Annotated in this window: 15 protein-coding genes and 1 tRNA gene; 8 read left to right on the top strand and 8 right to left on the bottom strand. The window is 68.3% G+C overall.

The window, feature by feature from the left end; all coding sequences use genetic code 11:
• Positions 1 to 34 precede the first annotated feature (34 nt).
• The 3 genes from AC1KVE_RS03970 to AC1KVE_RS03960 all read right to left on the bottom strand — a co-directional run bounded on the left by AC1KVE_RS03970 (position 35) and on the right by AC1KVE_RS03960 (position 3790).
• Positions 35 to 1735: an N-acetylmuramoyl-L-alanine amidase gene (locus tag AC1KVE_RS03970; protein ID WP_481091882.1), complete on the bottom strand. Its 1701-nt coding sequence runs from the start codon at positions 1733 to 1735 to the stop codon at positions 35 to 37.
• 70 nt (positions 1736 to 1805) lie between these two features.
• Positions 1806 to 2306 (bottom strand): tRNA (adenosine(37)-N6)-threonylcarbamoyltransferase complex ATPase subunit type 1 TsaE, encoded by a 501-nt coding sequence (gene tsaE, locus AC1KVE_RS03965; protein WP_440584009.1) that lies wholly within the window; start codon positions 2304 to 2306, stop codon positions 1806 to 1808.
• On the bottom strand, positions 2303 to 3790 hold the full coding sequence (locus tag AC1KVE_RS03960; RefSeq protein ID WP_481091883.1) for an NAD(P)H-hydrate dehydratase: 1488 nt from the start codon (positions 3788 to 3790) through the stop codon (positions 2303 to 2305). The genes tsaE and AC1KVE_RS03960 overlap by 4 nt, the downstream gene beginning before the upstream one ends.
• A gap of 24 nt (positions 3791 to 3814) precedes the next feature.
• Between AC1KVE_RS03960 and queG the strand changes: the two genes are divergently transcribed.
• Together queG and xseA are read left to right on the top strand one after the other, a co-directional pair.
• Positions 3815 to 4882, top strand: coding sequence for a tRNA epoxyqueuosine(34) reductase QueG (gene queG, locus AC1KVE_RS03955; RefSeq protein ID WP_024939290.1), 1068 nt, complete (start codon positions 3815 to 3817; stop codon positions 4880 to 4882).
• Positions 4883 to 4936: 54 nt separating this feature from the next.
• Positions 4937 to 6277: an exodeoxyribonuclease VII large subunit gene (gene xseA, locus AC1KVE_RS03950; RefSeq protein WP_054592734.1), complete on the top strand. Its 1341-nt coding sequence runs from the start codon at positions 4937 to 4939 to the stop codon at positions 6275 to 6277.
• A 231-nt stretch (positions 6278 to 6508) separates the two neighbouring features.
• On the opposite strand, the gene AC1KVE_RS03945 is transcribed toward xseA, so the two are convergent.
• Positions 6509 to 7756: a virulence factor gene (locus tag AC1KVE_RS03945; protein ID WP_039529874.1), complete on the bottom strand. Its 1248-nt coding sequence runs from the start codon at positions 7754 to 7756 to the stop codon at positions 6509 to 6511.
• 249 nt (positions 7757 to 8005) lie between these two features.
• Complete coding sequence (locus tag AC1KVE_RS03940; RefSeq protein WP_184456119.1) at positions 8006 to 9871, bottom strand: formylglycine-generating enzyme family protein; 1866 nt, start codon at positions 9869 to 9871, stop codon at positions 8006 to 8008.
• 97 nt (positions 9872 to 9968) lie between these two features.
• On the opposite strand from AC1KVE_RS03940, the gene rnd reads away from it, so the two are divergent.
• From rnd to AC1KVE_RS03915, 5 genes are all read left to right on the top strand, one after another.
• A complete protein-coding gene (rnd, locus tag AC1KVE_RS03935) occupies positions 9969 to 11063 on the top strand; it encodes a ribonuclease D (protein WP_481091884.1) in 1095 nt (364 codons plus the stop codon).
• 472 nt (positions 11064 to 11535) lie between these two features.
• The gene (locus AC1KVE_RS03930) at positions 11536 to 11937 is read left to right on the top strand and encodes an H-NS histone family protein (RefSeq protein ID WP_039516171.1); all 402 of its coding nucleotides are present in this window, start codon (positions 11536 to 11538) and stop codon (positions 11935 to 11937) included.
• An 88-nt stretch (positions 11938 to 12025) separates the two neighbouring features.
• Positions 12026 to 12101 (top strand) — tRNA-Ala (locus tag AC1KVE_RS03925).
• Between the two features lie 172 nt (positions 12102 to 12273).
• Positions 12274 to 12450: a hypothetical protein gene (locus AC1KVE_RS03920; protein ID WP_162839012.1), complete on the top strand. Its 177-nt coding sequence runs from the start codon at positions 12274 to 12276 to the stop codon at positions 12448 to 12450.
• Between the two features lie 198 nt (positions 12451 to 12648).
• Positions 12649 to 13728: a sensor domain-containing diguanylate cyclase gene (locus AC1KVE_RS03915; RefSeq protein WP_184431318.1), complete on the top strand. Its 1080-nt coding sequence runs from the start codon at positions 12649 to 12651 to the stop codon at positions 13726 to 13728.
• Positions 13729 to 13950: 222 nt separating this feature from the next.
• Here the strand turns inward: AC1KVE_RS03915 and AC1KVE_RS03910 are convergent, their stop codons facing one another.
• Positions 13951 to 14460 (bottom strand): chemotaxis protein CheW, encoded by a 510-nt coding sequence (locus AC1KVE_RS03910; RefSeq protein WP_184431320.1) that lies wholly within the window; start codon positions 14458 to 14460, stop codon positions 13951 to 13953.
• Between the two features lie 11 nt (positions 14461 to 14471).
• Positions 14472 to 16130: a methyl-accepting chemotaxis protein gene (locus tag AC1KVE_RS03905; RefSeq protein WP_039813729.1), complete on the bottom strand. Its 1659-nt coding sequence runs from the start codon at positions 16128 to 16130 to the stop codon at positions 14472 to 14474.
• Positions 16131 to 16430: 300 nt separating this feature from the next.
• Between AC1KVE_RS03905 and AC1KVE_RS03900 the strand changes: the two genes are divergently transcribed.
• Positions 16431 to 17051: a DNA-3-methyladenine glycosylase gene (locus tag AC1KVE_RS03900; RefSeq protein WP_104607957.1), complete on the top strand. Its 621-nt coding sequence runs from the start codon at positions 16431 to 16433 to the stop codon at positions 17049 to 17051.
• Here the strand turns inward: AC1KVE_RS03900 and AC1KVE_RS03895 are convergent.
• Positions 16991 to 21385: a DEAD/DEAH box helicase gene (locus tag AC1KVE_RS03895; protein WP_104607956.1), complete on the bottom strand. Its 4395-nt coding sequence runs from the start codon at positions 21383 to 21385 to the stop codon at positions 16991 to 16993. The genes AC1KVE_RS03900 and AC1KVE_RS03895 overlap by 61 nt on opposite strands.
• Positions 21386 to 21394 lie beyond the last annotated feature (9 nt).

Genomic DNA, 21394 nt, shown 5'->3' with positions numbered 1-21394 from the left:
TCAAGGAATCAGTGCGGAATGATAGCCGAGCGGCTCAGCGGCTGCCGCCGGCCACGGTGCCAGCGCTGGCATCGGCTTCGGCTTGTGCGCGCGCGGCAAACAGGGTGCCCGGCGGCGGCTGGCGGGTGAAGAAGGTATCGATGCCATCCAGCACGGCCGAGGCGATCTTGCGCTGGTAGGCCGGGTCGATCAGCCGGCGCTCTTCGTCCGGATTGGAAATGAAGGCGGTTTCCACCAGCATCGCCGGCATGTCGGAGGTGCGCAGCACCGCAAAGTTGGCGCGCTCCAGCTGCGGCTTGTGATTGTTGCCGATCCGCTTGAGGCCGCCGAGCACGTGCCCTGCCGCATCTTCGGAGGCCTTCATGTGGCCACTCTGCGCCAGGTCCAGCAACACGTTGGCCAGCGTGCTTTCGGTCTGCTGCAGACGCACCCCGCCGACCAGGTCGGCGGCATTTTCCTTGTCGGCCAGCCAGCGCGCGCGCTGCGAGGAGGCGCCCTTGGTCGACAGTACATAGACCGACGAGCCAGTCGCACTGCGGTTTTCGGCAGCGTCGGCGTGGATGGAGATGAAGATGTCGGCCTTGGCGGCGCGTGCCTTCTGCGCGCGCATCGGCAGCGGAATGAACACGTCGGTATCGCGCGTCAGGTAGGCCTTCATGCCGGGCGTGGCATTGATCTGGCGCGCCAGTTCGCGGCCGACTGCCAGGGTGACGTCTTTTTCGCGCTTGCCAGTGGGACCCATGGCGCCAGGATCCTGGCCGCCGTGTCCCGGATCGATGGCGACGATCAGCGGCCGCATGCCCGGTGCCATCTTGATCCGCGAGGCCTCGCTGGGCAGCACCGGACGCGGCGGCAGGTCATCGCTGTCCGCCGAGGCCATACTGCCGGCAGCCGCATTCGGCATGGCAGCCATGGCATTGGCGGATGCAGCACCCAGCGGCGCGTTGCCGCCATTCAAGATCGCAGCTGGCGATGCGGCGTTGCCTGGCAGCGCCGAGCCGGGCGCGGCACCGGCGGTGGAGACGGTGACGCGGTTCGGATTGCCGGCGGTGCTTGCGGGCGTGGCCGTGCTGGTCGTCACCGCGGTCGTGGCGGTGCCTGGACGCGGTGTCGGCACGCCGGTGGCGACCGTGGTCGGTACCGGTGCCGGAGTCACGCTGGGCATGGCCGACGCAGGCACATACGGTGCGGGCGCCGGAGCAGGCGGCACCACCGACGCGCGCTGCGCAGACGCCGCCAACGCAGCGGTTGCGCGGGCGGCTTCCGATTGTGCATTGGCCGGGCGCGGCGGCGGCGCGGCAGGCGCGGCGGTGGTGGCCACCGTGCCGGCAGCCGGCGGATCGCCCGGCCACTCGATCACCAGGGTGGATGTACTACCCAGCGTCTGCATCTGCGGCTTCAACGGCGTCACCGGCGTTGCCAGCTCGAATACCACCCGAAAGGTGCCCGGCACCGGCTGACCGGTACGCACCGACGTCACCAGGCCGGCAGCCGGCGGCAGCTTCAGGCCACGCACACCCGAGGAATCAGGAAAGTCCACCACCAGCCGATTGGGGTTGGCCAGCGACAGCGTCTTGAATCCGCCGCTACCGGCGAGCTGGATCTCCGCACGCGTGCCGGTGGCACCGGTGCTGACGCCTACGCCCTTGATTTCGCCGGCCCACGCAGCAAAAACCGCCAGGCTGAGGCTGGCGGTCACGGTGGAAACACAGAACTGGCGGAACCCCGGTGTCATGGCGCTGGATTCAATCACCCAAACGTGGGAATTGCAAGGTGATTTCCCTTAATAATCCACAACCTGGCGTTCATTCTTCCTGTGAGCTGGCACAAAGGGACTGCAACTGAGGCAAGTCCGACAGCTGCCTCAGCCAGTCGCGGCCGGTTTCGCTGCGGCCCAGCAACGTCACGCTGCGCCCCTCGCCGTCGACTGCCAGTTCCACGTCCAGATCCACAGGCGGCAATGCACCAGCGCCACGTTCCGGCCATTCGACCAGCCACAGGCTGGCGCTGCCTTCGTCGAGCCCGAGAAAATCCAGTTCCCCGGCCTGCCCGATGCGGTACAGATCCAGGTGCCAGGCCTCGTCGCCAGTGCCGAGCGGATAACGCTCCACCAGCGTGTAGGTGGGGCTGCGAATCGGCCCGGTGACGCCGAGTGCGCGCAGCAGGGCGCGCGCCAATGTGGATTTGCCGGCGCCGAGATCGCCATGCAGTTGCACCATCGCGCGGGTGGGCCGCACCGCGGCCAGGGCCTGTCCCAGGGTTTCGGTGGCCTGCGCATCGACCAGGTGTGCGCTGAGTTGGCTCATGCAATGGCTCCGGTATTGGCGAGGCGGCGCAGTTCGGGCAGCAGATCGGTCGGCAGCAGGCCGCGCTCGCCCGCGCGCGCCGCTGCATCGCCGGCACAGGCATGCAACAAGGCGCCCAAGCTGGCGGCATCGAAGGGCGACCAGCCCTGGGCCAGCAAGGCCGCGATCACGCCAGTCAGCAGGTCGCCCATGCCGCCGACCGCCATGCCCGGATTGCCGGCATCGATGATGCGCGGCACTGCGTGCGGCGCGGCGATCACGCTGCCGGCGCCCTTGAGCACCACCACTGCATCGAAACGTTTGGCCAATGCGTCTGCGGCAGCCAGTCGATCCTGCTGAACCTGCCTGGTCGACATCCCCAGCAGACGTCCAGCCTCGCCGGGATGCGGGGTCAACACGCGCGGGCCGCGCGCCGGAACCGGGTTGGCAGCCAGCAGATTCAGGCCATCGGCATCGATGACCACGGCGCTGTCCGAGGCCAGCACCGCGCGCCACAACTGCTGCGCCCAGGCGTCCTGCCCCAGGCCCGGACCCAGCGCGACCACGTCGGCGGCGTCAGCCAACGCGGCGATGTCGTCGTCGGCCTGCACCGCACGCACCATCGCTTCCGGGCAGCGCGCCAGCAGCGGTGCGACGTGCTCGGCGCGGGTGGCGACCTGCACCAGCCCTGCCCCGCTGCGCAGGGCCGCTTCGGCGGTGAGCATGATCGCGCCGCCGCTGCCGAGGTTGCCGCCGACGCACAGCACGCGACCGGACTCGCCCTTGTGCGTATTGCGTCGCCGCGGGCGCAACTGCGCGGCCAGGGCGTCGATGTTCCAGCTGTGCGCGGCCGGCGCCAGGCCGTCGAACGCGGCATCCGGCACGTCCAGCGACGCGGTTGCGCGCGTGCCGGCATGCTCCAGCGCATCGCCGGTATAGAGCCCCAGGTGCGGCACGATGAACTGCAAGGTGGCCTGCGCGCGCACCGCGGCACCGAAGGCCACGCCATGATCGGCATCGATGCCGCTGGGCACATCCAGTGCGAGCACCGGCACACCGGCGGCGTTGATGGCGTCGATCAAGGCGGTGGTCTCGGCGTCGGGCGCGCGGTTGAGGCCGATGCCGAACAGCGCATCGACGATCACATCGGCCTGCGCCAGCGACGAGGGAAACAGCTCGATCGCGCCGCCCACGCCCAGATAGTCGGTACAGGCGCGTTGCGCCAGCGGCGATGCCGGGCCGTGCTCGGGGAGATGCACCACCTGCACCTGGCGCCCGGCCCGCTGCGCCAGGCGTGCCAGCACATAGCCATCGCCACCATTGTTGCCGGTGCCGCAGACCACCACGATGCGGCGCGCCCGCGGCCAGCGCTCCAGCAGATGCTGCCAGGCGGCCTGCCCGGCGCGCTGCATCAAGATGTAACCGTCGCCGCCGAGCAGCGTGGTGGCCTGCGTGTCCAGCCTTCGCGCGGCGGCGGTGTCGTAAAGATCGAGCGGTGCGTACATGCCGGGAATTCTATACTTGTCGCCATGTCTGCCGTCCTTGCCCGCCCCGACCCCACCGACGCTGCCGCGCGCATCCGCGCGCTCGCGCGCGAGGCCGGCTTCCAACGCTGCGGCATCACCGGCATCGAGCTCGGCGAAGACGAGGCGCATCTGCGCAGCTGGCTGGAAGAAGGCCTGTACGGGACCATGCACTGGATGGCCCAGCACGGCGACAAGCGTTCGCGCCCGCAGGAGCTGGTGCCGGGCACCTTGCGCGTGCTGTCGGTCGGCATGGACTACGGCCGCAAGGACGACACTGAGGCCTGGAACACCTTGCACGACGGCCGCCGCGCCTACGTGGCGCGCTACGCACTGGGGCGCGATTACCACAAGCTGATGCGCAACCGGCTGCAGAAACTGGCCGAGCGTATCCAGGGCGAAGTCGGCGCGTTCGGCTATCGGGTCTTCGTGGATTCGGCACCGGTGCTGGAGCGCGCACTGGCGCGAAATGCCGGGCTGGGCTGGATCGGCAAACACACCTGCCTGATCGATCGCAATGGCGGCTCATGGTTCTTCCTGGGCGAGATCTACCTCGATCTGCCCTTGCCCATCGACACCCCGGCCACTGCGCATTGCGGCACCTGCACGCGCTGCATCGACGTCTGCCCGACCCAGGCCATCATCGCCCCGTACCGGCTGGATGCGCGCCGCTGCATCGCCTATCTCACCATCGAACACGACGGCGCGATTCCCGAGCAGATGCGCAAGCCGATCGGCAACCGCATCTTCGGTTGCGACGACTGCCAGCTGGTCTGCCCCTGGAACAAGTTCGCCCAGCGCACCGACGAAGCCGATTTCCGCGCCCGCAACGAGCTGGATGTGGCGACGCTGCCGCAGCTGTTCGCCTGGGACGAAGACGAGTTCCTGCGCCGCACCGAAGGCAGCCCGATCCGTCGCAGCGGCCATCAACGCTGGCTGCGCAACATCGCGGTCGGCCTGGGCAATGCGCCCGGTACGCCGGAGGTGTTGGCGGCGCTGGAAGCGCGCCGCCACGACGCCTCGGAGCTGGTGCGCGAACACGTGGGTTGGGCGCTGGCGCAACACGGCTTGTGAGGTCCCGCCCGATGCGCTCACGCATGCGCATCGCCGCTGCGGGATAATGCGGCGATGGCCGACCGCAACGAACAGATCCTCACCCCCAGCCAGCTCAATACGCTGGCACGCGACCTGCTGGAAGGCAGCTTTCCGCTGGTCTGGGTGGAGGCAGAGCTGAGTAGCGTCACGCGCCCCTCCTCGGGCCATCTGTACTTCACGCTCAAGGACGCGCGCGCGCAGATCCGTTGCGCGATGTTCAAGCCCAAGAGCACCTGGCTGAAGTTCCAGCCGCGCGAAGGGCTGCGCGTGCTCGCGCGCGGACGTCTCACGCTGTATGAAGCGCGCGGCGACTACCAGCTGGTACTCGACCACATGGAAGAGGCCGGCGAAGGCGCCCTGCGCCGGGCCTTCGACGAACTGCGTGCACGCCTGGCCGCCGAGGGTCTGTTCGACGCCGAGCGCAAGCAGCCGTTGCCGGCGCATGTGCGGCGGCTGGCAGTGATCACCTCGCCCAGCGGTGCGGCGGTGCGCGACGTGCTCAGCGTCCTGGCGCGCCGCTTTCCATTGCTGGAAGTGGACCTGCTGCCCTCGCTGGTGCAGGGCGACAGCGCCGCGGCGCAGATCACCTCGCTGCTGCAGCGCGCCGATGCCTCCGGGCGCTACGACGTCATTCTGATCACCCGCGGCGGCGGCTCGCTGGAAGACCTGTGGGCCTTCAACGACGAACGCCTGGCCCGCGCGATTGCCGCCGCGCACACGCCGGTGGTGTCGGCGGTCGGGCACGAGACCGACTTCAGCCTCAGCGATTTCGTGGCCGATGTGCGCGCGCCCACGCCCTCGGTGGCGGCAGAACTACTGGTGCCCGATCAGCGCGAGCTGGTCGCGCGCGTGCGGCGTGCGCATGCCCGCATGGCCCAGCTGCAGCAGCACGCGCTGGGCAATGCAATGCAGCGCGCCGACCGGCTCGCCCTGCGCCTGCGTGCGCACAGCCCGCAGGCGCGGCTGCAATTGCTGCAACGCCGGCAGCAGGACGCCGGCCGCCAGCTGCGCGCGCGCATGACCCAGGTGCTGGAGCGTCTGCAGGCACGCCTGCAACGGACGCAGGCGCGCCTGCACGCGCACAACCCGCAACGTGATCTGGCCAGGCTGCAGCAACGACTGCGCGCACTGCATCCGCAGGCAGCGATGCAGCGGCGCCTGCAGCATGACCAACTGCGGCTGCGCAGCCTGGCACGCTCGCTGGAAGCGGTCAGCCCGCTCGCCACCGTCGCGCGTGGCTATGCCATCGTGACCCGCCCCGCCGATGGCAGCGTGGTGCGCAGCGCCGCCGAGGTCAGCGCCGGCGAGCGCCTGCGTGCGCAGCTGGCCGATGGCAGCATCCAGGTGCGGGTCGAACCAGGCAACGACGACTGACGGCGGTAACCACGCTTGCCTGGTTGCCGTGGGCGACCAGCAAGCGCGCACGCATCGCTTTGTCGCGATAACGATGAGCTGAAGGGCGGTCGCCCGAGCAGCGCCGTGGATTGGCACAGAGGGCGCGCCTGGGTGGCGCTATCCAATTCGCCCAGGCGGGCCAAGCCTGGATCAACCCTTCAACGCGCCGCTGACCGCTCCGCGTGCAGATCAGAGGGCATCACCGGCTCTCTAACCATGACTGGGCGTCTGCGCGGCCTGCTGCCAGCCCTGCAGCAGCAGCCCGGCCAGCACCACCGGATCGTGGTCGAAGTGATGCCCGCCCGGACGCGCCACCACCTGCACGCCACGCGCACGCAACTCCGGGCACAGCGTGTCCTTTTCCTGATCGCCATAGATGCATTGCAGGCGATGCGCGTCCAGCGACTGGATCGCCGGCTCCACATCGCGCTCGGCATCGTTATGCCAGCCCAGCCAGCCACCGACACGCACCTTGAAATCGGCTTGATGGGCAAGGCCGAGCAGGCTGACAAACTGCACCGATGCGCGCTGCTGCGGCGACAGCTCGGGATAGGCAAACGGCAGCACATCGGCGCCGAACGAGTAGCCCACCAGCGCGACATGGTGGATATGCCAACGCTGTTGATAGGTCGCAATCACCCGATCCAGGTCCGCCCCGACCTGCTGCGGCGTGCGGCTGGCCCAGAAGTAGCGCAGGCTGTTCCAGCCCACCACCGACACGCCCTGCTGCTGCAATTGCGCGGCAATGCCCTTATCGAGTTCGCGCCAGCCGCCGTCGCCGGACAGCATGACCACCATGCGGTCGCTGCCGGGCGCATGCAGTTCGACCAGCGGCAGATCGCCCACGCCCTGCGCCTGGGCCGTCAGGAAATGGCCCCGGGTGGCCGCAGCGATCTGCATGGGGCTGGCAGCGTCGACCAGGTCGTCAAGGAAGCCTTGATTGGCATCGGGCACGTCGCGCGAGCAGGCCAGGCCACCATCGCTGGCGTCGCCATCGGCGACAACCGCGCCACCCAGCACGTCGGGCGCGGCCGAGGCCAGCGCCTGCCGCGCCAGCACCGCGCCATCGCCCTGCCCCACCAGCACCGGCGGCAGGAACGCGTCGACATGCTCGGCGCGCAGCAACTTCTTGCCCAATCGCTCGGCATCGTCGGCCAGGGAGCTGCAGGCTGCGTGATGCGCGCGCACCCGTTCGCGATAGCTGGCGGTATCGACCACCGCGACCAGCGCGCCGTCGTTGCTCAGCATCTCGGCAAGCCGCTGGCCGTCCTGCGCATGGCCGCTATCGGGCAACAGCACCACCATGGCCTTCGGCGTGCCTTCCGGACGTAGCACCTCCACCGAGCGGTAATGCCCGGCAGTATTTCCGTCCTGCAGATGACGCGCTACGGCGTAGCCACTGCCGCCGATCAGCAGTGCCGCGATGACCCAACGAAACACCTTGATTCCCCAGTCCATCACCGCAATCCTCGCAAGCGCTGGCGCTTGGACCGCGGCCGAGGCGGCCGGTTCCATGGCGATTGCGGGCAGCGTTCGCTGCGGTTAAGCCTGCGCGTCCTGGTCCTGCGGCGGTAAAGGCTAGGCCCTGCCTAGTGCGTTGCGGCCGACGGGCACTGCGGGGGGCGCAAGCCACACCCGGACGGCACGGCGATCGATCTGCGTGCCGGCGCAAAACGCGCATGCGCACTTAATTACTGACTACACCTGCTAGATCCCGCGCGCCACCCGGAAGCCGATCCGTGCGCTGGTGCTGTCCGAGTCCTGCGACTGCCGCCAGGCCGCACGCGTCTGCTGCGGCGAGTTGGCCCAGCTGCCGCCGCGGATCATGCGCTGCCGGCAGCCGGGATTGAACCAGGCGGCACCGTCGGCCGGCGCGCGTCGGTAGCTGGCATGCCAGCAGTCGGCCACCCATTCGCTCAGGTTGCCGCCCATGTCGTGCAGCCCCCAGGCATTGGCGCGAAAGCTGCCGACCGGCGCCGGGCCCCAGAAGCCGTCGCCGTAGCCGACAAAGCCGTTGTTCCAGTGCCGGCCGCTGCGCGAGACATCGTTGCCGCCGGTAAAGTTGCCCGCATCCAGCGGCGGCGAGCCGGCATTGCCCCAGGGATAGCGCCCGCTGGTGCCGGCGCGCACCGCGTATTCGAACTCGGCCTCGCTGGGCACGTGGTAGTGGCGGCCGGTCTGTTCCGACAGCCAGCTCGCATAGGCTTCGGCGTCGCGGATGCTGACGTGCATCACCGGGCTGTTGGGCGCGGCCTGCGCGCCGTTGTAGTCGGACTGCCAATCCACCCCGCTGCGGCGGATGAAGTTGCCGCTGCGCTCGTCGTACACCACCGAGTGCCCGCGCCGGGTGGCACGCGGGCGCGCGCCGGTCGCCTCGACGAACTGGCGGAACTCGGCAACCGTCACTTCGGTGATCGACAACGCAAAGCCGCGCGCGAAACGCACGTAATGCGCCGGGCGCTCGTTGTCGGAGGCGCCGGGCTCGGCATCGCCGGCGCCCATCTGGAACGCGCCATGCGGCACCACGATCATCTGCGGACCGCGCCCGCCGACCTTGAGCCCGTCGGTGAACACCTGCCCGGGGCGGAAGCTGCCGTAATGGGTGGCCAGTTCCAGCCGCCGGCGCAGATCGCCAGCCACCGCATCGCCCGGGTCGGCGATGCGCAGCACCTCGGCCAGTGTTTCGCCAGCCGCCTTGAGGCCGCGGGGCGAGGTGAGATCGTGCAGGCCGGCGTCGTGCAGGGCGGCGATCTGGGCACGACGCATGCGCTCGATGCGCGCACGTGCATCGGCAATGGTCGGTGCGCGCTCACGCACCTGCCCGGCCATCTGCAACCAGTAGCGTGCGCCGATGAAGTCGCTCGCCTCGGCCGCCTGCTCGGCGCGTGCCAGCAGGCCGCTTTCCACTGCAGCCAGCCCCTGGCGCGTGCGCGGGTTGTCCGGATCCAGCTGCGCCGCATCGCGAAAGTTCACCAGCGCCCCGTTGCCGTCTTCGCCCAGGCGGCCGCCACGCAGATCCTCCTCGCCGGCACGGTTGAAGCTCAGCACCCGCTGCGCAGTTTCCACTGCGCGCTGCAGTGCGCGCACCTTCGGGTCCTGCGGAGCGAGCGCCAGCGCCACGATGGCCAGCTCACGCGCCTGTTCCAGCGCGCTGTCCTGACGGTCGGTCTGCGCGATCAGCGCCTGGCCGCGCTCGATCAACCGGCGCCGCGCCTGCTCCAGCCCGCGCCGGCTGGCCGCGTCCTTGCCGTCGGCGCGTTGCTGGATTGCCAGATACAGCGGAATCGCATCGTCGGCGTCGCGATAGAGCCGATCGTCCTTCAATGCCTGGTCGGCGCGCTTGCGCACCTGCGCCAGCGGCTCATCGCCCAGGTCCACTGGCGGCGGCTGCCATTGCGTCACGGTTTCGGCGGATTCTTCGCCACCGATGGACACATTCGGCTTGCTCGGCACCGCGGCGACGGCGGCAGGTTGCGGCGCAGCGGCAGGCGCTGGCGTCGGTGTCCGCGAACAGGCGCACACGCTTAGCGCAACCAATGCCCACGCTGCGATCCGGTTACCGCACTCACCCACCACCTGCTCCTTCCAGTGCTCTGCCGCACGACAGGCGATCGCGACGTTAGGCTATTCTGCGCGTTCTGCGCAAACCCTTGCTGTCGACGGAAATCACGTGCCCCATTGGATCACCCACCCCTCCGAGCTGAGCGAACGCCTGCAGGCATCGCGTCCGTCCCGCATTGGCCTGGATACCGAATTCATTCGCGAACGCACCTACTGGCCGCAACTGGCGCTGGTGCAGATGGCCATCGGCGAGGAGATCCTGCTGATCGACCCGCTGATCCCGGGCATGAACGAGGCGCTCAGGGAATGGTTGACCGCCACCGACATCGTCAAGGTAATGCATAGCGCCAGCGAGGATCTGGTCACCTTCAAATGTGCGTGCGGGGTATTGCCGCGGCCATTGTTCGATACCCAGATCGCCGCCGCGCTGGCAGGTGTGGGGGGTGGCATGGGCTACCAGAAACTGGTGCAGGAAGTGACCGGCACCTTGCTGACCAAGGGCGAGACCCGCTCGGACTGGATGCGTCGCCCGCTGTCGCCTGCGCAGCTGGAGTACGCCGCCGACGATGTGCGTTATCTGTTCGCCATCCACGACGAACTCACCCGCCGCCTGACCGAGCAGAATCGCCTGGGCTGGCTGGCCGAGGACGCCGAGCGCCTGCTCGCCACGGTGGAGCATGACGATGGCGAGCGCTGGCCGCATGTGAGCCTGCGCACCGCGCAGTTTCTTGAGCCTGCAGCGCAGCGCCGCCTGTTGCGCCTGTTGCGCTGGCGCGACCTGCAGGCGCGCCAGAGCGATCGCCCGCGCAGCTGGATTTTGGACAACGAACTGGCCAGCCAGCTGGCGCGGTTTCCGCCCGCCGATTTGGACGCCTTGCTGCGCCAGTTCGACAAGTTTCCCAAGGCGCCGCGCAAGCTCGCCGCCGCAGTATGGGAAGCGCTCAACACGCCGTTGCCCGACGAGGACCATGCACCGCTGGCGCAGGCCGCCACCGACGGCAACAAGGCCGTGCTCAAGCGCCTGCAGGACGCGGTGGCCCAGCGCAGCCGCGAGCTGGGATTGCCCGACGGCATCCTGGCCTCGCGCCGGCATCTGGAAACCCTGATCGAACAGCGCAGCTGGCCCGCACCGCTGGGGCAATGGCGCCGCGAAGCGCTGGAAGCGCAGCTGACGCCGTTGCTGGAAGACGCTGCAGCGCAGTGAGGTGATGTAGTGGTCGCCAGGCCAGACATCCACGCGGTCGTGGCGATGCAGGCAAGGCGCAGGCTGACGTTCGCCAGCTGCGCCTGCACATCGCCCGGCCATGGATCGGACCAGCCATTCGAGCAGCATCCCCGTCGATCGCCGCATCTGCCCTTGCACAGCGCGCCATCGAAGCTCGCGCAGTCCATCGGACATGGTTGGCCATCATGCAGTCAATCTCTGGCCGGCGCTGCACGGAGATGTCATCCCGCCTGGCCTGCTGCTGTATCGTTACGGCCGGGGTCGCCGCCTGCGCAAGCACGCTCGGCGACCTCGCCAGGATACTGCGAACCCGCGACCAGACCCTGTGAATAGCCTGCTCGCGTCATGTGCAGGTGCAGGCACACGCAACGGCCGCCCCCGGGCCACATGCCATAATGACGCGCGCCCATTGGGCAACGTCTCCACCCCCTTATTCCGAGGCCATACCTCTGTGAGCAATACCACCTCCAAACTGGATTCCATTGCACAAGCCAAAGCCAAGCTGCTGGACGAGCTGCAGAAGCTGGAAGAACAGGAAAAGACCGAGCGCGCGAGCGAGGCATCCTCTGCGCATGCCACCATCGTCTCGCTGCTTGAGCAGTTTGCCGGCCACTTCAATACCAAGCAGCGCAACGATATTGCCGCTTACCTGGGCACCACCGCTGCACGCAAGGAAGTGGTCAAGAGCGGCCGCAGCGAAGTCAAGCCGAAGTACGAACTGCCGCACACCGGCGAGACCTGGTCCGGCCGCGGCCGCACGCCCAAGGCCTTTGCCGCCTGGGAAGGCTCGGTGTCGTACAAGGAATGGAAGGCCAAGAACCCGGACCTCAAGTTCCCGCTGGTTCGCGAGTGATTGCCGCAGGATCGCGCCCCCGGGCGGCGATCCAGGCCGCCAGACTGCTTGGCGAATCGCGCGACATGTGGTTAGAATCCAGGCACGTGGGGCGGTAGCTCAGCTGGGAGAGCGTCGCGTTCGCATCGCGAAGGTCGAGGGTTCGATCCCCTTCCGCTCCACCATTGCTTCAATCGTAAAGGCCTCGGAAACGTCATGTTCCCGGGGCTTTTCCGTTCTGGGCCCCTGCACCGGCAGCGCGTCGGCCTGGTGCATGCCAGGCCCCGGTACGGCCATGTCGCCAGGATCACATCGCGCGCGCTAACGTCCGTTTCATCACCATCCCGGACGCAAGCCATGAGCAACAAGCAGAGCCAGCCCGACAAGGCCGCCGACAATCAGCACGGTGTTTCGGAGAGCCAGCAGGATCGCAAACAGGATGAGGCCGCCAAGCAGCGCCCCGGGCAGAAGGACATGCAGATCCATGACGAACAAACCCGCCGCCCCAAGGGCAACGACGGCCAGGGCGAATGAGGCGCCCGGCAAGGCGGCCCTGCAGCGCGCCAGCGTAACGTCGCTGCCCCGCCCTGCCCGATGTGGCAAGATCGGTGACGGGCGTCATCCGCTGGGGCGGATGAGGTCTGCGCCAACCAACGCGTGCGACGGTCCAAGACACGGTATCGCCATGCGCACATCCATCGCCTGACGGCGCCTTGTTCCGGTGGTCTATCCATGCAGATTCCTGACGCGTCCGCGTTGCACCTCTTTCACGCGACGCTGCTGCCGCGCAACGCCGCCGTTGCGGCGCGACTGCCGGCGAACGAAGACGAACGTCTGGCCGCATTGCAGGACTACCAGCTGCTGGACACTGCACCGGAGCCGGTCTACGACGCCTTCGCCTCGAGCGCGGCCGAGGTCTGCGGGACGCCGATGGCCCTGATTTCGCTGATCGACACGCAGCGCCAGTGGTTCAAATCGAAACTGGGCATGGCGCCACGCGAAACCCCGCGCGAACTGTCGTTCTGTGCGCACGCGATCCTCGAGCCCGATCAGGTGATGGAGGTTGGCGACACCCACCAGGATGCGCGCTTCGTGGGCAATGCGCTGGTCACCGGCGAGCCGCAGATCCGCTTCTATGCCGGCGCCCCGCTGCTGACCTCCGATGGGATCGCGCTGGGCACGCTATGCGTGCTGGATCGCACACCCCGGCGCCTGTCGGCAGCCGAGCGCGACGCACTGCAGGCGCTGGCACGGCAGGTCGTCGACACCATCGAGCTGCGCCGTGCGGCCAAGCTGGTCGAGCTGGACGCGCTGCGCGACGAACTCACCGGCATGTGGAACCGCGCCGGTCTGGAACATGCGCTGCAGACACACGCACAGAGCTCGCCCACTGCCGCCACGCCATCGCTCGCCCTGGCGCTGATCGAGCTGGATGGCTTCAAACGGCTGAGATTGCAGGCGGGCGCCGCGGCGGCGGATGCAACGCTGATCCAGGCTGCCAGGGTGATCGAAGCGCAGTTGCCGGATGCCGCCACGGTGGCACGATTGAGCCGGGATCAACTCTGTATTGCCTTGCCGGAAACAGCGGCAACCAAGGCAATGGAGCTGATCGAGGCTGTGCGCAAGGCGATCGACACGGCAAGCTGGCCAGCCGGCGCACTGACGATCAGCGCAGGGCTGGTCGAGGTGGCAGCCGGTGCCTCGCTCGACAGCAATGCCTTGCTGGCGCGCGCGCGGCACGCCCTGCAGGGCGCGATCGGCAATGGACGCAACCGCGTGCAGCGCTTCAATGGCTGGCATCTGCAGGCCTGAGCGGCAGACCGCGCGTGGGCTCGGCGAGGTAGGCCAGCAGGGCGCTGATCGACACGACTGCGCAACCTTGAATCGCTAGATCGATGCCTGTGTACGGCTGCAGGCTCTCCACTTACGACCGCAGTGCACACACACCCGCCAGCGCGCCTGTCTTGCGTGGCTAACGCGTGTAGCGATCAGCTGCCAGGCGGCAGCCGTATCGCCAGCTGCGCTTGGCCAGGCTCAGGCTGCCAGCGCATCGGCGTTGCCGGCGATTTCGTCCACCTGCAGCACCTGCTCCATCTCCAGCAGCACCACGAAGCGCTCGCCCACCTTGCCCATGCCGCGCAGCAGGTCGCGGCGGATATGCGTGCCGAACGATGGCGCCGCTTCGATGTCCTGATCGGCCAGTTCGATCACCGCGTTGACCGCATCGACCAGCACCCCGATCACCTGCGTTCCCTGCGCCTGCTCGGTGGCCAGGATCACGATGCAGCTGCGCTTGCCGATCGCGCTGTCGGCACGCCCCAGCCGCGACTGCAGATCCACCACCGGCACCACCGCACCGCGCAGGTTGATCACCCCGCGCACGCAGGCCGGCATCGACGGCACCGGCGTGGGTGCGCGGTACTGGATGATTTCGCGAATGCCAAGAATGCTGATGGCGAAGGTTTCGCCATCCAGCTGGAAGGTCAGGTACTGGGCCGCCGCATCGGCGTCGCCAGGCATCACATCGGGGGTCTGTGCAGTCATCGATCGGTCTCTCAGAAGCGGGCGAACTGGCCTTCGTCCGGGCCCTCGGACATCGCATAGGCCGGTGCCGCGGCGCTGCGCCAGCCGCGCGCACCGGGCGCACGTGCCGGGCGTGCGGCGGCCACCTTGCCGCGCTTGGGCGGCGTGCTCGCCGGCCCCTGCCCGCCCAGGCGGAAGAACGCCATGCTCTGCTGCAACTGCTCGGCCTGCGCGCTCATTTCCTCGGCAGTGGCGGCCAGTTCTTCGGATGCGCTGGCGTTCTGCTGGGTGGTCTGGCTCAGCTGCACCACCGCCGAATTGATCTGGCTGACACCGGAGGATTGCTCTTCGGAAGCCGCGGAAATCTCCTGCACCAGGTCCGAGGTGCGCTTGATGCTGGGCACGATGGTGTCGAGCAGACGGCCGGCGCGATCGGCCAGTTCGACGCTGGAACTGGCCACCTCGCCGATCTCCTGCGCGGCCACCTGGCTGCGTTCGGCCAGCTTGCGCACCTCGGCGGCCACCACGGCAAAGCCCTTGCCGTGTTCGCCGGCGCGCGCCGCTTCGATCGCTGCATTGAGCGCGAGCAGATTGGTCTGATATGCGATGTCGTCGATGATGCCGATCTTCTGCGCGATCTGCTTCATCGCCTGGGTGGTGGCGACCACCGCTTCGCCGCCTTCGATGGTCTCCTTCGCGGCCTGCGTGGCCATGCCATCGGTGATGCGGGCGTTTTCGGTGTTCTGGCTGATCGATGCGGTCATCTGCTCCAGCGAGGCGCTGGTTTCCTCCACACCGGCGGCCTGTTCGCTGGCGGCCTGCGACAACGACTGCGCGGTGGCGCTGACTTCTTCCGACGCGCTGGCCAGGGTTTCGGCACTGGTGTTGACCTCGCCGACCACCTGCGACAGCTTCTGCACCATCGTGCGCATCGCTTCGAGCAGCTGCGCGGTTTCGTCGCGGCCATGCACGTCGATGCGCATGGTCAGATCGCCTTCGGACAGCCCGTTGGCCACCGTTACCGCGCGGCGGATCGGGCCGGTGACGCTGCGGCTGATCACCACGCCGAGAACCGCGCCGAGCAGCACACCGCCGCAGATGATGGCCATCAGCAGCTTGGAGCTGCGCGCGTGGATGCTGCCGGCCTCGGCATTGGCCGAGGCAGCGCTGCGCTCGCGCAGGCCGCTCAGATCGGTCATCAAGGTATCGACTTCATCCGAGCTGGCACGCACCGCACGCGAGAGTTCGGCCAGTTCCGGGTTGGCGTCACGCAAGGCTTCGCGGTTGGCGGCGTCGATGAAGCGGCCGCGCTCTTCCAGGTATTTCTGCCAGGCGCGGTCGAACTGCGCCAGCTTGTTCCTGCCTTCCTCGGTCTGGAAGCTGGAACGCGCGCGCGTCATGTAATCGACCACCTTGGCGGTGTACTTGTCGATGTTCTGCACATGCGACTGGCGCTCTTCGGCGCTGCTGGCCAGCAACAGATTGGCACGTGCGCGGCCGGCGTAGATCAGATTGATATTGGCCTCCTTGACGTTCGACAAGCCGAGCAGCTCGCGCTCGTAAAGCGAGGTCGACAGGTCGCTGATCCGACCGGAGTTGGAATAACCCACCCACCCGATGCATGCGCCGATCGCCGAGACGATCAGGAACGCCACGATCAGCCTGGTTCCGATTCTGAAGTTGCCTAACATTGGGGAGTTCTCTTGAAGGTGGTGCATGCGCGACCTGCGTCGCAGGGTCGCCCGGTGGCCTGGTGCGGGTGCCGCTCACTGTGTGCGGCTTGTCTAACCAATCGCTAATGGCTATCGGCGAGGCCAAAACGCGCTTGAGACGCAAACGGCACTTAACCGCGTATTCACACCATCGGATATGCGCTTTTGTGACCGGTCACGCGCTCGTACGGTCCGCGTTCGGAAAATTCCTACCCCTGGTTCCTGCCGTGTCCGGAACAGTCCGCTGGGACATCACGACTGCGCGGTTAGGCTGGGCGCATGTCATTACAAGCACTTCCACGCAGCTTCTATGCGCACGATGCCCGCCAGGTCGCGCCGCGCTTGCTCAACAAGGTATTGGTCAGCGCAGACGGACGCCGCGGACGCATCACCGAGGTCGAGGCGTATTGCGGCAGCGAAGATCCGGCCGCGCATTCGTTTCGCGGCATGACCCCGCGCACGCAGGTGATGTTCGGCGCACCGGGGCATCTGTATGTGTATTTCATCTACGGCATGCACTGGGCGATCAACGCGGTGTGCGGTGGTGCGCCCGGGCACGCGGTGCTGATCCGCGCGCTCGAACCGCTGGCCGGGATCGCCACCATGCAGGCCGCGCGCAACGCCGCTCCACTCAAGAGCTTGACCACCGGTCCCGGTCGCCTGGCCCAGGCATTCGCGGTGAGCGCGACGGACAACGGGCTGGATCTGACCGACGCCGGCGCACGCCTGTGGATCGAGGACGACGGCCTGCCGCCGCCCTCCGCAGCGCTGGCGACGCCGCGCATCGGCATCCGCAAGGCGGTGGATGCGCCGTGGCGCTGGGTGGTCCCGGACAACCCCTATCTGTCGCGTCCGCTGCCGCGCGCGACCGGCGCACGCGCGGTGCTGCCGGGCGACTGAGCCAGCCATTGCTCCATCGGCGTCTGCTCGGCGGCACCCGGCCCACGCTGCAGCAGGCGCAGGGCCTGCTCGGCCTGTTCGTCGCTCAGGTCCTGCAGCGGCTGGAAGCGATCTGCCACCCACACCGCCATCGGCAGGCCATCGAGATACGCCACACGGTTGCCCGGCACGCGCGCCACGCGCTCGCCCGGCAGGACGCTGCCCAACAGATTGCTCGGGTCGCTCGCACTGACGCATACCCACTGCTGCGGCAAGGCCTGCGCACGCACGCGGCGCAGCGCCGCGATCGCATCCGGCAACGCGAACTGCTCGCCGGACAGCCCGGCGATGAAACGCCCGCCACGGATCTCGCCACGCGCTTCCAGCCGCTGATACATGCGCAGCAACTCGCGCCACGGCGGCAGCCACGCCGCCTCGCGCTCCAGCAGCCGCCAGCAGACCACGCCGTAGCGCCGCAACAAGGTATGCGCCACATGTTCGAGCATGTCCTGGTGGCGCTCGCCGGCTTCGGCCAGCGGCAGCTCCGGCAGCGCGCGTACCGGCGCCCAGCGGCCGGCATCGCGAATGCCCAGCGCGCTGGCGCGGCGCCGGTGGCGCGACAGCGCCGAGGGCCGCTTGGAGGCCGGCACCAGCAGCGCGCGCAGCCCGGCATAGCTGTCGCAATGTGCACGCCCGCGCATCACCAGTTCGCTCAGGGCATCTTCCAGCTCGGTGCTCATCAGGCGGGCCGCATCGGCGATCTCGTCGAAGAACAAGGCGCCCTGCTGCTGCAGCACCTCGGCCACCCGTTGCGCGCGCGAGCCCAGCGGCGCGTCGTCGGCATCGCGTGCCAGGCTGCTCCAGCGCTGCGCCTCGCGACGCGGCAGCAACACGATCGGCGTGCTGCGCAACGCGGCACCGCTGCGGCCACCACCGGGCCGCAGTCGCGCCCACACGGTGCGCCCGGCGGTGCACAGCTCGTCCAGCCAGGCCGGTTGATAGTCGCGCACGCGTGCCGGCAGCAGTTCGCTCTCCCACAGCACTGCAGGTGCCTCGAAGCCTTCCAGCTGCCCGACCACGCCGGCCAATGCGTCCGGCCCCGCCACCCGGCTGGCACTGTCGAGGTGCTGCCACTCGAACAGGAACCGCGCGTAATCGCGTTGTGCCACCGGCTCGATCTCCCGGCGCAACCGTCCCAGGGTATAGCGATGGATGCGCGCCAGCAGATGACGTTCGCACCATTCTTCCGCCTGCGCCTGCGCGTTGAAATGGCCGGCCATGACATAGCCCTCGCGCTGCAGGGCGGCCAGGGCAAGCACGATCTCGGACTCGGGCAAACGCAAGGCGCCGGCCAGGGCCGGCACCTGCGCCGGGCCGACCGCAGACAGACGACCGCGCAGCAGCTCGCGCACGGCCCAGTCGCGCTGCCAGTCGGCAACGCGGCAATCTGCCGGCGCCTGTAGCGGCGGCTGTGCGGATGCATGCGCATACAGTGGCGCAAACCAGTCGATGCGCTCGGCACTGATCCACAGCGCGGGCACACCGTCGAACGCAAGGCAGCTGGCACGCCCATCGCCTGCAAGTGCAGCCAACCAGGCCTGCCAATGCGCATCGCCCGCTTCATCGACCGGAAGCACGCCCAGCCCGACCAACGCTTCGTGCATTTCTTCGCCATCGCGCGGCTGCGGCCAGGCCTGTTCGAGCACCGAGGCGATCGCCTCGGGATCAAGCTGCCCCAGGTCGTCGCTGCTCTGCGGGGTGTAGCGACGGCTTTGCACGGCCTGGGTGCGGCGTTCTTCCAGCGGTGCATCGTCCAGGAATGCGTACGGACGCGCATTCAAGGCTTCAGCCGCCAGCGGCGACGGTGCCGCCAGATCGCGCGCGACCAGCGTGATCGCCCCCGACTCCAGCCCGCGCAGCACCTGCAACCAGCCCTCGCTGTCCATGGACTGATGCAGGCAGTCTTCCAGTGTCTGCGCCACCAACGGATGATCCGGCACCTCGCGCTCGCCGACCAGATTCTCCGCGCAGGCGACCTGATCGGGGAACACGGTCGCCAGCAGATCTTCCGACTTCATCCGTTGCAGTTGCGGCGCGACCTTGTTGCCACCGGCAAAGCGCGGCAGCGCCATCGCATTGGTCGCATTCCAGCGCCAGCGCACGCCGAACAGCGGCGCATCCAGCAAGGCCTGGATCAACACATGCTCGGCCGATGACGAATGCAGGTAGCGCGCCACCTCCTCCAGGGCAAAACTATGGCTGGTGGACAGCGACAACACGATCGCATCCTCGGTCGCGGCGGCCTGCAGTTCGAAGTTAAAGGTGCGGCAGAAGCGCTTGCGCAACGCCAGCCCCCAGGCACGATTGATGCGGCTGCCGTACGGCGAGTGGATCACCAGCTGGGTGCCGCCGCTGGCATCGAAGAAGCGCTCCATCACCAGGCACTGCTGGGTCGGCATCGCGCCCAGCGCGGTGCAGGCATGGGCGAGATAGTCGACCAGCTGGCGTGCCGCTTCCACCGAGAGATCCAGCACGGTGTGCAGCCAGTCGCAGGCCGCCTGATGTGGCGGGCTATCCAGCCGCAGCGCAATCTCGCCACGCAGACGTGACACCGCCGCCGACAATTCGTCGCTGCGGCCGGGCGCCTCGCCCAGCCAGAACGGGATATTCGGTGGCGCGCCCTTGGCGTCCTCCACCCGGACGCGCCCGGCATCCACGCGAAGGATGCGGTAGCTGGCATTGCCGAGCTGGAACACGTCGCCGGTAAGACTTTCGACCGCAAAATCCTCGTTCACCGTGCCGATCTTTTCGGCCTGCGGTTCCAGCACCACGCTGTAGTCGCCGGTTTCTGGGATGGTGCCGCCGGAGGTCAGCGCAGTCATGCGTGCGCCGCGGCGCGCATGCAGGCGTCGATGCACCGCATCGCGATGCAGATAGCCTGCACGCGGCCCGAGCCGTGTGCTGAAGCCGTCGCACAGCATGCGCACCACGTCATCGAAGCGCGCGCGGCTCAACTGCGCGAACGGCCAGGCGCGGCGCACCAAGGCGAACAGCGCATCTTCGTCCCAGTCCTCGCACGCGGCCTCGGCCACGATCTGTTGTGCAAGCACATCGATCGGCGCCAGCGGAATGCGCAAGGCGTCCAGCTCACCGCGGCGCACGCTGTCCAGCAATGCAGCACATTCGACCAGTTCGTCGCGGGTCTGCGGAAACAGGCGCGCCTTCGGGGTTCCGCCAACCGCATGCCCGGAGCGTCCGGCACGCTGCAGGAAGGTGGCGATCGAGCGCGGCGAACCGAGCTGGCAGACCAGGTCCACATCGCCGATATCCAGGCCGAGTTCCAGCGATGCAGTGGCCACCAGCACGGTAAGGTCGCCGGCCTTGAGTCGCTGCTCCGCCAGCAGACGCGTTTCGCGCGACAGGCTGCCGTGGTGCGCGGCGACGCGCTGCTTGCCGAGCAGATCGCCAAGATGGCGCGCAGCGCGCTCGGCCATGCGCCGCGTGTTGACGAACACCAGCGTGGTGCGATGCTGCTGCGCGAGCGTGGCGACATCGGCATACACCTGCAGCCACTGATCGTTGGACATCACCACGCTCAGCGGCGTCGGCGGCAAGGCCAGGGCCAGATCGCGCCTGCGGGTGTAGCCGATATCGACGATCTCGCACTGCGGCGGCCGGCCGGCATCGCCCGCCCCGACCAGGAACTGCGCCACGGTCTCGATCGGCTTCTGCGTGGCCGACAGCCCGACGCGGGTGATCGGGCGCTCGGCCAGCCGCTGCAATCGCTCCAGGGTCAGCGCCAAGTGACTACCGCGCTTGTCCGCCGCCACCGCATGGATCTCATCGACGATGACGGTGCGCACATGCCGCAACGCAGTGCGCCCGGAGGCCGAGCCCAACAGCACATACAGCGACTCCGGCGTGGTCACCAGGATATGCGGCGGCGTGCGGCGCGCCTGTGCGCGCTCGCGTTGCGGGGTGTCGCCGGTACGCACCGCCGTGCGCACCGCCACATCCGGCAGACCGCTCGCGACCAGCGCCGTGCGGATGCCCTGTAACGGAGCATCCAGATTGAGGTGGATGTCGTTGGACAACGCCTTCAGCGGCGAGACGTAGACCACGCGGGTTTCGTCCGGCAGCGCGCCGCCATTGGCCAGGCCATCGCGGATCAACGCATCGATGGCCGCGAAGAACGCGGTCAGCGTCTTGCCCGAGCCGGTCGGCGCGGCCACCAGCGTGTGGCGTCCGGCCTGGATCGCCGGCCACGCGGCAATCTGCGCCGGCGTGGGCGCAGCGAAGGTCTGCGCGAACCACGCAGCCACGACAGGATGGAACTGCTGCAGGACAGGATGCATAGGCGATGC

This window comes from Xanthomonas sp. NCPPB 2864 (assembly GCF_056675615.1).
Note: the sequence above shows the minus strand (reverse complement) of the source record. Positions and strands in the feature narration are given on the sequence as shown.

Coding starts and splice junctions, on each gene's coding strand:
- AC1KVE_RS03970 (WP_481091882.1), bottom strand. CDS start 1,735: ATGACACCGGGGTTCCGCCAGTTCTGTGTTTCCACCGTGACCGCCAGC.
- tsaE (WP_440584009.1), bottom strand. CDS start 2,306: ATGAGCCAACTCAGCGCACACCTGGTCGATGCGCAGGCCACCGAAACC.
- AC1KVE_RS03960 (WP_481091883.1), bottom strand. CDS start 3,790: ATGTACGCACCGCTCGATCTTTACGACACCGCCGCCGCGCGAAGGCTG.
- queG (WP_024939290.1), top strand. CDS start 3,815: ATGTCTGCCGTCCTTGCCCGCCCCGACCCCACCGACGCTGCCGCGCGC.
- xseA (WP_054592734.1), top strand. CDS start 4,937: ATGGCCGACCGCAACGAACAGATCCTCACCCCCAGCCAGCTCAATACG.
- AC1KVE_RS03945 (WP_039529874.1), bottom strand. CDS start 7,756: ATGGACTGGGGAATCAAGGTGTTTCGTTGGGTCATCGCGGCACTGCTG.
- AC1KVE_RS03920 (WP_162839012.1), top strand. CDS start 12,274: ATGAGCAACAAGCAGAGCCAGCCCGACAAGGCCGCCGACAATCAGCAC.
- AC1KVE_RS03915 (WP_184431318.1), top strand. CDS start 12,649: ATGCAGATTCCTGACGCGTCCGCGTTGCACCTCTTTCACGCGACGCTG.
- AC1KVE_RS03910 (WP_184431320.1), bottom strand. CDS start 14,460: ATGACTGCACAGACCCCCGATGTGATGCCTGGCGACGCCGATGCGGCG.
- AC1KVE_RS03905 (WP_039813729.1), bottom strand. CDS start 16,130: ATGTTAGGCAACTTCAGAATCGGAACCAGGCTGATCGTGGCGTTCCTG.
- AC1KVE_RS03900 (WP_104607957.1), top strand. CDS start 16,431: ATGTCATTACAAGCACTTCCACGCAGCTTCTATGCGCACGATGCCCGC.
- AC1KVE_RS03895 (WP_104607956.1), bottom strand. CDS start 21,385: ATGCATCCTGTCCTGCAGCAGTTCCATCCTGTCGTGGCTGCGTGGTTC.